The sequence below is a fragment of the Synechococcus sp. HK01-R genome (genome assembly GCF_014217855.1).
GTDB lineage: Bacteria > Cyanobacteriota > Cyanobacteriia > PCC-6307 > Cyanobiaceae > Synechococcus_C.
This window is the reverse complement of record NZ_CP059059.1, coordinates 683,997-697,256: the sequence shown is the minus strand read 5'-3', so window position 1 is coordinate 697,256 and position 13,260 is coordinate 683,997. Positions and strand designations below refer to the sequence as shown.

General features: G+C 63.0%; 14 protein-coding genes. 7 read left to right on the top strand and 7 right to left on the bottom strand.

Annotation, left to right across the window (positions count from 1 at the left end; all coding sequences use genetic code 11):
* The first annotated feature begins 46 nt into the window (after nt 1-46).
* On the top strand, nt 47-1,078 hold the full coding sequence (gene pdxA / locus H0O21_RS03645) for a 4-hydroxythreonine-4-phosphate dehydrogenase PdxA (RefSeq protein ID WP_185190415.1): 1,032 nt from the start codon (nt 47-49) through the stop codon (nt 1,076-1,078).
* On the opposite strand, the gene accB is transcribed toward pdxA, so the two are convergent.
* Nucleotides 1,065-1,553, bottom strand: coding sequence for an acetyl-CoA carboxylase biotin carboxyl carrier protein (accB, locus tag H0O21_RS03640; RefSeq protein WP_185190414.1), 489 nt, complete (start codon nt 1,551-1,553; stop codon nt 1,065-1,067). The genes pdxA and accB overlap by 14 nt on opposite strands.
* Nucleotides 1,550-2,113, bottom strand: a complete 564-nt coding sequence (gene efp, locus H0O21_RS03635; RefSeq protein ID WP_131455133.1) for an elongation factor P — start codon at nt 2,111-2,113, stop codon at nt 1,550-1,552. The genes accB and efp overlap by 4 nt, the downstream gene beginning before the upstream one ends.
* Nucleotides 2,114-2,177: 64 nt before the next feature.
* On the opposite strand from efp, the gene H0O21_RS03630 reads away from it, so the two are divergent.
* Nucleotides 2,178-3,251 (top strand): peptidylprolyl isomerase, encoded by a 1,074-nt coding sequence (locus H0O21_RS03630; protein WP_185190413.1) that lies wholly within the window; start codon nt 2,178-2,180, stop codon nt 3,249-3,251.
* A gap of 26 nt (nt 3,252-3,277) precedes the next feature.
* Complete coding sequence (gene thiL, locus H0O21_RS03625) at nt 3,278-4,264, top strand: thiamine-phosphate kinase (RefSeq protein WP_185190412.1); 987 nt, start codon at nt 3,278-3,280, stop codon at nt 4,262-4,264.
* A gap of 97 nt (nt 4,265-4,361) precedes the next feature.
* Here the strand turns inward: thiL and gap are convergent, their stop codons facing one another.
* On the bottom strand, nt 4,362-5,384 hold the full coding sequence (gap, locus tag H0O21_RS03620; RefSeq protein WP_185190411.1) for a type I glyceraldehyde-3-phosphate dehydrogenase: 1,023 nt from the start codon (nt 5,382-5,384) through the stop codon (nt 4,362-4,364).
* A gap of 203 nt (nt 5,385-5,587) precedes the next feature.
* On the opposite strand from gap, the gene murC reads away from it, so the two are divergent.
* The 3 genes from murC to H0O21_RS03605 are packed head-to-tail and all read left to right on the top strand — an operon-like array spanning nt 5,588 to nt 8,327.
* Nucleotides 5,588-7,039 (top strand): UDP-N-acetylmuramate--L-alanine ligase, encoded by a 1,452-nt coding sequence (gene murC, locus H0O21_RS03615; protein WP_185190410.1) that lies wholly within the window; start codon nt 5,588-5,590, stop codon nt 7,037-7,039.
* A complete protein-coding gene (gene murB, locus H0O21_RS03610) occupies nt 7,039-7,953 on the top strand; it encodes a UDP-N-acetylmuramate dehydrogenase (protein ID WP_255441180.1) in 915 nt (304 codons plus the stop codon). Before murC ends, murB begins: the two co-directional genes overlap by 1 nt.
* Nucleotides 7,954-7,985: 32 nt before the next feature.
* Nucleotides 7,986-8,327 (top strand): YbaB/EbfC family nucleoid-associated protein, encoded by a 342-nt coding sequence (locus H0O21_RS03605; protein ID WP_131455127.1) that lies wholly within the window; start codon nt 7,986-7,988, stop codon nt 8,325-8,327.
* Here H0O21_RS03605 and rsgA read toward each other — a convergent pair.
* From rsgA to grpE, 4 genes are read right to left on the bottom strand one after another with little or no spacing between them, the layout of a single operon-like run.
* Nucleotides 8,302-9,177 (bottom strand): ribosome small subunit-dependent GTPase A, encoded by an 876-nt coding sequence (rsgA, locus tag H0O21_RS03600; RefSeq protein WP_185190857.1) that lies wholly within the window; start codon nt 9,175-9,177, stop codon nt 8,302-8,304. The genes H0O21_RS03605 and rsgA overlap by 26 nt on opposite strands.
* A gap of 19 nt (nt 9,178-9,196) precedes the next feature.
* Complete coding sequence (locus tag H0O21_RS03595; protein WP_185190408.1) at nt 9,197-9,439, bottom strand: sulfurtransferase TusA family protein; 243 nt, start codon at nt 9,437-9,439, stop codon at nt 9,197-9,199.
* Nucleotides 9,440-9,442: 3 nt separating this feature from the next.
* The gene (dnaJ, locus tag H0O21_RS03590) at nt 9,443-10,570 is read right to left on the bottom strand and encodes a molecular chaperone DnaJ (RefSeq protein ID WP_185190407.1); all 1,128 of its coding nucleotides are present in this window, start codon (nt 10,568-10,570) and stop codon (nt 9,443-9,445) included.
* 45 nt (nt 10,571-10,615) lie between these two features.
* Nucleotides 10,616-11,377 carry a nucleotide exchange factor GrpE gene (gene grpE / locus H0O21_RS03585; RefSeq protein WP_185190406.1) on the bottom strand — a complete coding sequence of 254 codons (762 nt, stop codon included), beginning with the start codon at nt 11,375-11,377 and terminating at the stop codon, nt 10,616-10,618.
* A 114-nt stretch (nt 11,378-11,491) separates the two neighbouring features.
* On the opposite strand from grpE, the gene H0O21_RS03580 reads away from it, so the two are divergent.
* Nucleotides 11,492-13,258 (top strand): GspE/PulE family protein, encoded by a 1,767-nt coding sequence (locus tag H0O21_RS03580; RefSeq protein WP_185190405.1) that lies wholly within the window; start codon nt 11,492-11,494, stop codon nt 13,256-13,258.
* The last annotated feature ends 2 nt before the right edge of the window (nt 13,259-13,260 follow it).

The window sequence follows — 13,260 nt, the reverse complement described above, 5'->3', positions numbered from 1 at the left end:
CAGGCCATACAGCAGAAGCCCTAGAAGCAACCAGCGCAGCATCGCCATGACGATCGAGTCCTCCGACGCTAATCAGACGCTGCTGATCGCCCTGGGTGATCCGGCGGGCATCGGCATGGAGGTGACCCTGAAGGCTCTCGCCTCACCGGCTCTGCCATCCGACCTGAACCCCCTGCTTGTGGGCTGTCGTCGCGCTCTAGAAGCCACGTATCAGCAGCTGCGGGCCAATGCTGCAGGCCCGCTGGCAGATCCAGACGGGCTACCGATGCTCGACCAACCCCTCAGCCACAAGATCGAGGCTGGAGACCCAAGCGCCATCAGTGGAGACAGCAGCTTTCAGTGGTTGACCACCGCCACCAAAGCGGTGCTCCAGGGGCAAGGGCGGGCCCTGGTGACCGCACCAATCGCCAAACATGCCTGGCATGCCGCAGGCCATCACTATCCAGGCCAGACCGAACGGCTGGCGGAACTATGCGGAACCGATCAAGCCTCAATGCTGTTCACGGCGGTCTCACCCTTGACTGGCTGGCGCCTCAACACCCTGCTGGCCACCACCCACATCCCACTTGCCGCCGTTCCCGAACAGCTCACACCAGCCCGCATCCTGCACAAACTCAATACACTCGCCGCGTTCTGCCAGCGCTTCAACCCCAGCCCAAGGCTGCTGGTGGCAGGGCTCAACCCCCATGCCGGCGAACAGGGGCAGCTGGGGGATGAAGAGCAACGCTGGCTGGCACCTCTGCTTCAGGAGTGGTCCCAGGACCATCCCGAAGTGTCCCTGAGTGGACCGTTACCACCGGACACCTGCTGGCTCAGTGCCGCCCGATCCTGGCAACAGGGGGCCTACACAGACAGTCCGGATGGAATCCTGGCGCTGTATCACGACCAGGGTTTGATTCCCGTGAAGCTGCTGGCCTTCGACCAAGCCGTGAACACCACCCTGGGCTTGCCCTTTCTGCGCACTTCACCAGATCACGGCACGGGCTTCGACATCGCCGGGCGTGGAGTCGCCCGGGCAGACAGCATGGTGGCCGCCCTGCAAGCGGCCTGGGAGCTCAGCTCGACTAGCCGGGCTTGACCCGCATCAAAACCTGACCGAACTCCACTGGTGTGCCGTTGTCGACAAGGATCTCAATCACCTCACCGGCCAGCTCGACCTCCAGCTCATTCATCAGCTTCATCGCCTCGAGGATGCAGACGGTTTGACCGGAGTTCACCTGGGTTCCCACCTCAACGAAGGGGTCCTCACCCGGAGCCGGAGCGCGATAGAAGGTGCCAACCATTGGCGCTGTGACGTCCACCAGGTCAGAGCGGGATGCCGGCACCACAGGGGGTGGGGTGGCAGGGCCAGCAGTGCTTTCCTGTCGCACCTCGATCGGTGCCGCAGAGGCGGTTGCTGGAGCGGGAGCTGCAGCAGCCACAGCGATGGTGGGGAGATTGCGACGAACCTCCAGGCGGAAGTCATCCCCCTCCAGTCGGAATTCCTGAATGTCGCTCTCCGAGAGCACCTCCAGGAGGCGATGGAGCTGGTCGTGATCAAGCTGCATGGTCATCCGTTCTCGCGGCCCAGATAAGAGTCGTTGCGGGTGTCGACCTTGATCTTCTCGCCAATCGAGAGGAACAGGGGAACCATCACCTGGGCTCCAGTCTCGAGAATGGCGGGCTTCGTGCCGCCAGTGGCGGTATCGCCCTTCACGCCAGGGTCAGTCTGCGTGATCTCAAGGACAACGGAATTGGGCAGTTCCACCTCAAGGGGCTTGCCATTCCAAGACACGACGCTGACCTCCATGCCTTCCTTGAGGTATTTGCGGCTGTCGCCAATCTGTTGGGCGGTGAGACGGGTCTCCTCGTAGGAACCCATGTCCATGAAGACGTAATCGTCACCCTCCATGTAGGTGTGCTGGAGAGTGGCCTTCTCGAGCATGGCCTGCGGAAGCATTTCGCCGGCACGGAAGGTCTTTTCAACCACGCTGCCGCTCTGCACAGCCTTGAGCTTGGTGCGAACGAAGGCAGAACCCTTGCCGGGCTTCACGTGCAGGAACTCGACGACGCGCCAGACGGCACCGTCGAGCTCAATTGTGGTGCCGGTGCGAAAGTCGTTGCTGGAGATCATTCCCGCGGAACGGTTCAGGGGATCATACGGCTGTGCCAAAGTCCAGGCAGCACCTGGGTTCCCCATGGCACATCAGCGACTCTGCTCCCTGCTGATCGCCCTGATCACCGCCACTGGCCTCTGGCTGGCAGCACCGGCCTATGCCGGCCTGCCCCAGGGCAATGCCGTCAAGGATCCCGCAGCGATCCTCCGCGACGCACTCCCCTTCGATCAGGCAGACCTGCGCGAGCTCCAGCACCGACTCGAAGGCACCAGCGATGACCTGCGGGCGAAACGCTGGAGTGCCCTGGCCCGCTCCCTCAGCCGCAGCCAAGCGCTACTGGCGACGCGACGCAACACGATCCTCACCGCCATGCCCGAGGCGGACCAAGCAACAGCCGATCAGCTGCTCGATGCGGTCTCCGAAGGCATCCACCAACTCCAAGACGACGTGGAGCGGCAAGACAAGTCCGCCTTCATCGACAGACGTCGATCCACCCTCAGCCTGGTCGGTGATCTCGAAGCACTGCTGACGGACGACACGATCCCAGCAATCCCTGCGGAGTTCGACGCCCTGCCCCGCCTTCAGGGTCGCGCCACCGTGACCATCAGCACCAGCCAAGGCGATCTCACCGCGGTGGTGGATGGCTACAACGCTCCGCTCACCGCAGGAGCCTTCATCGATCTGAGCCTCAAGGGCTTCTACGACGGCTTGCCCTTTATCCGCGCTGAAGACTTCTACATCCTTCAGACCGGTGATCCCAAGGGGCCCGAAATCGGCTACGTCGATCCGAGCACCAAAAAAGAACGCCACGTGCCCCTGGAGATCCGCGTTCCCGGTGAAGCGGAGACTTTCTACAACCAGACCTTCGAAGATGTGGGGCTGTACAAGGCCACTCCGACACTCCCCTTCGCCACCCTCGGCACCCTGGGCTGGGCCCATTCCGACCAGGCACTGGACGATGGATCGTCCCAGTTCTTCATGTTCCTCTATGAGGCCGAGCTCACCCCCGCCGGTCTCAACCTGGTGGATGGACGCAATGCGGCCTTCGGCTACGTCGTGGATGGCTTTGATGTGCTCGAGGAACTCGGTGTTGACGACAGCGTGGTCAGCATCAAAGTGATCGATGGGGCTGATCGGCTGCAGCCCCACGCCTGAGCACGATCCCTTGGCTGAACGATTCCGTGGCTGAACGTCTGCGCGACCTGGGGGAAGCGGAGCTGATCCGTCGCCTGGCCGCTTACGCCCCTCCTGGTCAGTTCGAGGACGACACGGCCCAGATCGAATCCGATGGCAGCAAGCTGCTGGTGAACACGGATCTGCTGGTGGATGGCGTTCATTTCAGTGATGCCACCACGGAGGCAGAGGATGTGGGCTGGCGGGCTGCCGCTGTCAATCTCTCCGACCTCGCCGCCAGCGGCGCTGATCACGTCTTAGGAATCACGGTCGGACTGGTCGCCCCTGCAGACACCCCCTGGCGCTGGGTGGAGGGGGTTTATCAAGGTCTTCAGGCTGCCCTGCACTGCCACGGCGGGGTGTTGCTGGGCGGAGACTGCACCAGCGGTCTACAGCGCATGCTGGCGATCACCGCCCTGGGTCGCTGCAGTCGACTCCGTCTGCATCGCAATCAGGCCAGGCCAGGTGACTGGTTGGTGGTGAGTGGTCCCCATGGCCTCAGCAGGCTGGGGCTGGCGCTGCTCCAAAACAGCCTCGATCCGGCACTCGAAGGCATCGACCCCGCACTCTGCAAGCAGGCGATCCGCCAGCATCAACGCCCCCAACCCCGTTTCGATGCGCTGCACAGCTTGCTGGGCTGCAAACCCGAAGGTCTGGAGTGGCGAGCAGGAGGCACCGACAGCAGCGATGGGCTGCTCACAGCGGTCAGTGATCTCTGCCGCAGCAGCCACTGCGGAGCACTGCTCGATCCCAGGGCGCTTCCCCTGGCCCAAGGTTGGCCCCAGACAGAGCCATGGCAAAGCTGGTGCCTGAATGGCGGGGAAGACTTTGAACTTGTGCTGAGCCTGCCCCCCGACTGGGCACGAGACTGGCTGGCCCGACAACCAGGCAGCCAGAGGATCGGCGAGATCAGTGACGCCAACGGTCAAATCTGCTGGAGCGACGGCAGCGGCGTGGTCTCTGCGGCAGCCGGATACACCCATTTCAGCGCTTAGGGAAACAGCAGCGGCCAGGAGTGAGCAACAAAAAAACCCCTCCATCGAGGAGGGGTTGAAACAGTCACGAACAGCACTCAGGAGAGTGCTTGTGTCATCACTTCCAGTTCTTGGCGACGATTTCGGCGAGATCAACCACGCGCTGGCTGTAGCCCCACTCGTTGTCGTACCAGGACAGGATCTTGACCTGGTCACCGCCCATCACCTTGGTGAGCTCGGCATCCACGATGGTGGATTCATCGGTGCCAGCGTGGTCAGTGGAGACCAGGGGCAGTTCGCAGTACTTGATGATGCCCTTGGCTGATCCTTCGGACGCAGCCTTCAGTGAAGCGTTCACCTCCTCCTTGGTGGTGTTCTTGCTCACGTTGAAGACCATGTCCACCAGGGACACGTTCGGGGTGGGAACGCGCAGAGCTAGACCGTCGAGCTTGCCCTTCACTTCGGGGTAGACCAGAGCCACAGCCTGAGCAGCTCCCGTCGTGGTGGGAACAATGTTCATCGCAGCGGCACGGGCGCGGCGCAGGTCGCGGTGGCTGGCATCGAGGATGCGCTGGTCACCGGTGTAGCTGTGCACCGTGGTCATCGAGCCTTTGACGATGCCGAATTCCTGGTCGATCACCTTGACGATCGGCGCCATGCAGTTGGTGGTGCAGCTGGCATTGGAGAGAATGTTGAAGTCCTCGTGGCGGTATTGATCAGCGTTCACGCCCACCACGAAGGTGCCAACACCAGGGCCCTTGCCAGGAGCGGTGAGGATCACCTTCTTGGCGCCGGCCTGCAGGTGCATGCTGGCTTTCTCATCGGTGTTGAACACACCAGTGGACTCGATCACCAGATCGATGTCCCACTCCTTCCAGGGGAGGTTGAGGGGATTGCGGTCGGAGTAGCACTTGATCGTCTTGCCATTCACGATCAGGGTGTCGTCGGTGTAACCGATCTCTGCACCCTGAATACGACCCAACATGGTGTCGTAGGTGAGCAGGTGGGAATTGGTCTTGGGGTCGGAGGTGTCGTTCAGACCCACCACCTCGATGTCGGTGTTGGCCCCACGGCTGATCCAGCAGCGCATGAAGTTGCGACCGATTCGGCCGAATCCATTGATCGCAACGCGCAGGGTCATGGCAAAAGCGGCGGACCGCAGTGGGTGGTTTGGCCGCCGATCATACAGAAATCAATAGGATTTCCTTGTCCAAGCCCCAGCTGCAATCCCTGAAGCCCCCAGGTGAGCGTCAAACCTGACATGGGGTGGAGTGCTGACATGCGTGTCGAAGACAAGCTTTCGGCCAAGGACTGCCTTATCTTTCGGGCTCACGATCCAGCCCATTGGCCAGTTCGCTCAGCCGGCAGCAGCCCGTTCATTTCATCGGCATCGGCGGCATTGGCATGTCCGCGCTGGCGCTGATCCTGGCGGAACGCGGCTTTCGGGTGAGTGGTTCGGAACCCAAGCGCACGCCGATCGTTCAGCGTCTGATCGATCAGGGCATCCAGGTGCTGGATTCCCAGGTGGCCAGCACCATCGATCGGCTGATCGCGGCGTCGGAGCCAGCCCCGCTGGTCGTGGTCAGCACCGCGATTCCGGCGAACAATCCTGAATTCGCTGCCGCCCGCGCGCATGGTCTCAGCATCTGGCATCGCTCCGACGTACTCGCTGCTCTGATCGCCGATCAACCGTCGATCGCGGTGGCAGGCAGCCATGGCAAAACCACCACCAGCACAGTGATCACCACCCTGCTGGCAGCAGCTGGTGAAGACCCCACCGCCGTCATCGGTGGCGTCGTTCCTTGCTTCGGCAGCAATGGCCATGCCGGCACCGGCCGCTTCCTGGTCGCGGAGGCAGATGAATCGGATGGCTCCCTAGTGAAGTTCGAGGCCGAACTCGGTGTGATCACCAATCTGGAACTGGACCATACCGATCACTACAAGAACCTTGAGGACCTGATCGCCACCATGGGGCGTTTCGCCCAGGGTTGCGGTCGTCTGCTGGCCAACCACGACGACCCGATTCTGCGCGAGCATTTTCAAGCGGCCGCCTGGTGGTCTGTTCAACGGAGCGAGGGAGTCGATTTCGCAGCGCTACCGGTGGCACTAGACGGCGACCGCACCATCGCCGACTTCTACGAGGCTGGGGAGCCGATCGGGCAAATCACCCTCCCCCTGCCTGGGCTGCACAACCTCAGCAACGTGACCGCAGCGCTGGCTGCCTGTCGCTTAGCGGGCGTGAGCTTCGATCAGCTGAAGCAGGGACTTGAACAGCTGCAGGCCCCGGGTCGGCGCTTTGATTTCCGCGGCGACTGGCAAGGACGCCAGATCGTGGACGACTACGCCCATCACCCCAGTGAGGTCCGCGCCACACTCAGCATGGCGCGCCTGATGCTCAACAGCGGTCGCAGTCCCCTGCCCCGGGCGCCCCAACGGTTGATGGTGGTCTTCCAGCCCCACCGTTTCAGCCGTACCCAGGAATTCCTCGAGGAGTTCGCTGCGGCCCTGACCCTGGCCGATTGCGTTCTGCTCGCCCCTGTCTACAGCGCCGGTGAAGCACCGATCGCCGACGTGAACAGCCACGCACTGGCCTCGTCCCTGCATCGATTGGCACCGGAGCGTCCCGTTCTGGTGGCCGACAGCCTGGAGGAGCTCACCGTGCTGGTGCAGGAGCACAGCCGGCCCGATGATCTCGTGCTCGCCATGGGCGCCGGTGATGTCAACAGCCTCTGGAGCCGTCTTGCCGACGACAGCTCTTCCTCGAAAGCCTCATGTCGCTCACCACTGGCGGCCTGATGCAGCTTGAGCAGTCGGGCGTGCTGCGTCGGCAGGTCGCTCTCGCCGACTACACCACCTGGCGCGTGGGTGGTCCGGCCGAATGGCTGGCGGAACCAGCAGACATCCACCAGCTGCAGGAGCTGCTGCAGTGGGCTCAGATCGAATCCCTACCGATCCGGGTGATCGGCGCAGGCTCCAATCTGCTGATCAGCGATCGCGGGCTGCCGGGGCTCACCCTTTGCCTGCGGAAGTTGCAGGGCAGCCAGGTCTGTGGCGACAGCGGTGAGGTCAGCGCCTGGGCCGGAGAGCCGATTCCCACCCTGGCGCGCCGGGCTGCCAAGGCCGGTCTCCACGGCCTGGAATGGGCCGTGGGCATTCCAGGCACCGTGGGAGGCGCCGCCGTGATGAACGCTGGAGCCCAAGGCGGCTGCACCGCAGAACGGCTGATCTCAGTCGACGTTCTCGATCTCCAGGGCACCAGCAGCGAGCCCATCACCCTCACCAGCGAAGTCCTCGACTTTGCCTATCGGCACAGTCGCCTGCAACGTGCGGAGCACCTGGTGATCGCCGCGCGATTCCTGCTGGAACCCGGTCATGATCCAGCCGAGCTCAGCCGTCGCACCAGCGACAACCTGTCCCATCGCACCACCACACAGCCGTATCAATGGCCGAGCTGCGGCAGCGTGTTCCGCAATCCCGAACCACTCAAGGCCGGTCAACTGATCGAGTCACTGGGCCTGAAGGGCCGTCGGGTTGGGGCCGCCGAGGTCTCCAACATCCACGCCAATTTCATCGTGAATCTCGGAGGAGCGACCGCTGCCGACATCGGCAATCTGATCGAGCTGGTGCAAACCGAGGTCGAACGGGACCGAGGAATCCGACTGCACACCGAAGTGAAGCGCCTCGGCTTCAGCGAGACTCCCTCGCCCTGACCGCCTAACCTGCCGATTCCTCCAAAGGCGTCATGGCAGGGTTCGGACTCCCCAATTTCGGTCAGCTCACGGAAGCGTTCCGGAAGGCCCAGCAGATCCAGCAGGACGCCCAGAAGCTCCAGGAGGAGCTCGACGCCATGGAACTGGAAGGCACATCAGACGATGGCCGGGCGAGTGTGTGGCTGTCTGGCAATCAGCAACCCCTGCGGGTGCGCTTGGATCCAGCTCTCCTGTCAGAAGGCACAGAAGCCTGTGAAGCGGCCGTGCTCGCAGCACTCAAGTCGGCCTATGAACGCTCCACCGGCACCATGAAAGAACGCATGGAGGAACTCACAGGCGGCCTCAACCTCAACCTCCCCGGGATGGGCGGCTGAGGGCAAGCATCTCCTCGACGGCACGCCGGTAAAGGGCATAGCGATCCCAGTCCTGATCGATCCCACAGCCAGGTTCTCCCCGGTGCAAACAATCACGGAATCGGCAGGGTTGATCCTCTAGTCGCCGACGCAGCTCTGGGAAAAGCACTTCCAGGTTCTGCACATCACCGGGCAGCTCAGGCCGGTTGAAACCAGGAGTGTCGGCCACCCTCGCGCCTGAAGGGAGGGTATGAAGCTCCACATGACGGGTGGTGTGGCGGCCGCGCTGCAGACGACCGGACACTGCCGCAACCCTGAGCTCCAACCCGGGGATCAAACCGTTGAGTAGGGAGCTCTTACCCACTCCAGATGGACCACAGAGCACTGAGAGCGACCCCTGCGCCAGCCTGGAACGAAGCGTTTCCAGTCCCATGCCCGTACGGCTGGACACCGCCAGGGGGTCATAGCCCCAGCCACGCAAACGCTCAACCAGCGCCTGCTGCTGCTCTGCCGGGATCAAATCGCACTTGCTGAGCAGCACATGCACCTGCAGGCCGGTCTGCTCCGCCGTCAGCAGAAAGCGACTGGCCTGATCAGGATCAAAGGCAGGCTGCTCCACGGCCAGAGCCACCACCACCGCGGTGACATTGGCCACGGGTGGACGCGTCAACCAGCTGCTGCGCGGGTCCACCTCCGCCACCACGGCGCGGTTGTGCTCCCGATCGATGGCCTCTACCCAGACCCGATCACCGACATGCACCGCGGCACCGCGATGGGCGAGTCGCGTGCGACGGGTGCAGAGCAGGCGAAGGCCCGCCTCCGGATCATCCAGCTCCACCTCCAAATAGTTGGCCTGAAGGGCCACCACCATCCCGTGCCGGCGGTCGGAATCAACCACCAGCGCAGGTCACGTGAAGTCTCAGCCAGTCGTCCGTGGTCTCCTGCACCGACACGGCATGACCCTCCCGCTCCAGACCGAGCAACACCATGGCCTCAGGTTCGCCGCGATCCAACACCAGCTCCAACACTGCCCCTGGTTCCAGGCCCTCCAGGGCCAGTCGTGCCCTGATGAAATTCACCGGGCAGGGGGTGCCCCGAAGATCAAGTGACGAATCGGCCTCGGGAAAGGGCACCGTTCAGCGTTGTCCGAACAGGCGGGCAAACAATCCGCTCTTGTGGTGGTGATGCTGTTCACCCCGGGCGGAATGGTGGCCGGCCAGATCCTCCAGCAGGGTCCGTTCTTCCGCATTGAGGCGGGTGGGCAACTGAACGGTGACCGTGATGCGCTGGTGACCTCGGGCCACGGGGTTGCCGAGCTTGGGGATGCCTTTGTTCTCGAGGGTGAGCACGGCATTGGGCTGGGTGCCGGCAGGAATCTCGAGGCTGGAAGGACCATCGACGGTCTCCACCTCGATCGTGTCGCCAAGAATGGCCTGGAGATAGCTCACCTTCACTTCGGAAAGCACGGTGAGGCCATCCCGTCGCAAGCTGGGATGGGGACGAACGGTGAGAAAGACATAGAGATCCCCTGAGGGACCGCCGCGCTGGCCGGCATTACCCTCTCCGGCCACCCGCAGTCGGGTGCCTGTATCGACACCGGCAGGGATGTTGATCCGCAACTTCTTGCGAACCTGCTGCACCCCCTGGCCACCGCAGGCGGAGCAGGGATCAGCGATCACCTGACCACTGCCATTACAACTGGGACACTCCGCCACCTGCGTGAAGCTGCCGAAGGGAGTTCGGGTTGCACGTCGCACCTGACCAACACCACCGCAGGTGGTGCAGGTGGTGGGTCCACTGCCGGTTTTGGCGCCGCTGCCGTTGCAGGTGGTGCAGGTTTCCAGGTGGGGGATACGGATCTCCTGCTCCTGACCGAACACCGCCTGCTCGAAATCGATCGTGAGGTCGTAGCGGAGGTCATCGCCCTGCTGGGGCCCACGGCGCCGCTGCTGCCGCCCACCTGCCGCTCCACCGAAGCCGCTGAAGAAGGTTTCGAACAGATCGGCGAAGCCACCCATGTCGCCCATGTCGGGCATGCCGGCAGCACCACCGAGACCGGCCTCACCGAACTGGTCGTAACGGGCACGGGTCTGAGGGTCGCTAAGGACCTCATAGGCGCGGCCGATCTCCTTGAAACGATCCTCAGCACCAGGATCCTTGTTGACATCCGGGTGGTATTGGCGAGCCAATCGCCGATAGGCCCGCTTCAGGTTGTCGGCATCGGCATCCCTTCCGACCCCGAGCAGCTCGTAGTAATCGGCCATCAGCTCGTCATCCCGTTCATCACCCTAAGGGCCAGCTCCAGGCGATCAAGCGGACGCATCACTGGAGTCTCCAGTCTCCGCGGAGCTGCTGTCGGCATCGGCATCGGGCCGAGCTGCAGCCCCACCCTGAGGACCAGGCCCCATGGAGACCTTGACCATGGCGTGGCGAAGCACCCTGCCATTGAGGTGATAACCGCGCTGAAGCTCCTCGATCACCACATCCTCATGGTGCTCGTCGCTGGGTTCCCGCAGCACTGCCTCATGCAAGGTCGGATCAAAGTCCTGACCCACGACTCGCATCGGGGCCACTCCCAGCTGTTTGAGCACATCCACCAACTGCTTGTAGAGGCCCTGATAACTGCGATGCAGCGACTGCGCCTCCTCGCTTTCAGGGTTGAGCTGCTGGCGGGCCCGCTCAAAGTTGTCGACCACCGGCAGGATCTCGCTGAGGGTGCTGCAGGTGAGCTGCAGCTTGAGGTCGTCCTGATCCCGGCTCTGGCGCTTGCGGAAGTTGTCGAAATCGGCAGCGATGCGCATGTATTGACTGCGCAGGGTCTCATGTTCTTCCCGAAGGCTGCTGTGCTCGCGCTCCAGCTGCTCGAGCCGGGCACTGTTGTCAGCAGCAGACTCGGTCGACCCATCGACCGTTTCACTGGCTGTTGGGCTGTCCATCGAACCAGCGGAGCCATCGGTCGAGGAATCTGAGGGCTGCTGCGCGGCGGACTCAGGACTCACAGATGACGACGGAACCTCAGAACCGCCACCAGCGGTGGACTCATGCGCAGGGGAGGAGAGATCGCCACTCATGCTGACCGGGACCGAATTCACGTCTAGACATGTTGAAGGGTGAGGCGTGCCTCCCACAAGCGGCGGAAGCCCGCACCTCCGACCCATCACCGTGCATCGTCTGCGGAGTCGAGCATGAAAGAGCAGGCATCAACCTCCGATTCCGAACCGACTCGGCAACGGTTGGAACTGGAGTTGCTCCTGCAGATCCCGCTGCCGGAACAGCCCACACCCCTCAGCGCCTCCCGCCTGCGGGACGCGATCGAACGCAAGGGACTAGACCTCAACCAGCCAAAGCTGGCAAGGCTGCTCCAAGGGCTTGAGCTCCAAGGGCTGGCACTCCAAGAACCGCAGAGCACTGTTGAAGCCAACACCCCTGACACAGTGATCACGGGCGCGCTCTCCCGAGAAACAGCCTCCCGAGAAACAGCCTCCCGAGAAACAGCCCTCAGCGCAGAACCGGCGTCCAACCCAGCCGCCAGCCCTTCCCTGCTTGAAAATTTCAATCCCGAGGGGGTCCTGGAAGAAGACCCCGAGGAAACCGCGAGGCTGGCAGCCCTGCACGAGGACCTCGAGCAGACCCTGCAAGACACCAACGCCTCACCGGTCGTAAATCTGGTGAACCGAATCCTGCTGCAGGCCCTGCAACTGGAAGCCAGTGACATCCATGTGGAGCCCCAGCAAGCCGGACTTCAGGTGCGCTTCCGTCAGGACGGCGTGCTTCAGAGCTACAGCGAACCGTTGCCGAGTCGCCTTGTGCCGGCAGTGACCTCAAGATTCAAAATCATGGCCGATTTAGATATCGCCGAACGCCGACAGGCCCAGGATGGGCGCATTCGGCGACGCTTCCAGAAGCGCACCGTTGATTTCCGGGTCAACAGCCTTCCGAGCCGCTTCGGGGAAAAGATCGTCCTGCGGCTGCTCGACAGCGGCGCCACCCAGCTGGGGCTGGACAAGCTGATCACCGATGCTGACGCCCTTCAACTGGTGCGCAGCCTCGGCTCCAAACCCTTCGGGATGATCCTGGTCACTGGCCCAACTGGATCGGGTAAATCCACGACGCTCTATTCGCTACTGGCGGAACGGAACGACCCTGGGATCAACATCTCCACGGTGGAGGATCCCATTGAATACACCTTGCCTGGGATCACCCAGTGCCAGGTCAACCGTGACAAGGGATTCGACTTCAGCACCGCCCTGCGCGCCTTTATGCGTCAAGACCCGGACGTGCTGCTGGTGGGGGAGACGCGCGATCTGGAAACCGCCAAAACAGCCATCGAAGCCGCCCTCACCGGACACCTCGTGCTGACCACCCTGCACTGCAATGACGCCCCAAGTGCGATCGCCCGTCTCAGCGAAATGGGCGTCGAACCGTTCATGGTCAGCGCTTCCCTGATCGGCATCGTGTCCCAACGCCTGTTGCGCCGGGTCTGCAGCCACTGCTGCGAGCCTTACCAGCCCGATACCGACGAACTGGGGCGCTTCGGACTCATCACCCACAGAGAAACGGATGTGCGCTTCGTGCGCGCCCGTCACCACGACGGAAGCGGCAACGCCTGTGGCCATTGCCAGGGCAGTGGCTACCGCGGCCGGGTTGGTGTGTATGAGGTGTTGCGCATGAATGAAACCCTGGCCACCGCCGTGGCGAAGGGAGCAACCACGGACGTGATCCGGCGCCTCGCCCTGGAGAGCGGCATGCAAACGCTGCTGGGTTACAGCCTGGAGCTGGTGCGCCAAGGACTCACCACCCTGGAGGAGGTGGGACGCATGATCCTCACCGATGCCGGACTCGAATCGGAACGCCGCGCCCGGGCCCTGAGCACCCTGACCTGCGCCGGTTGTGGTGGCGGACTGCAGGAAGTCTGGCTGGAATGTCCGTACTGCCTGCGCCCGCGTCAATGAGC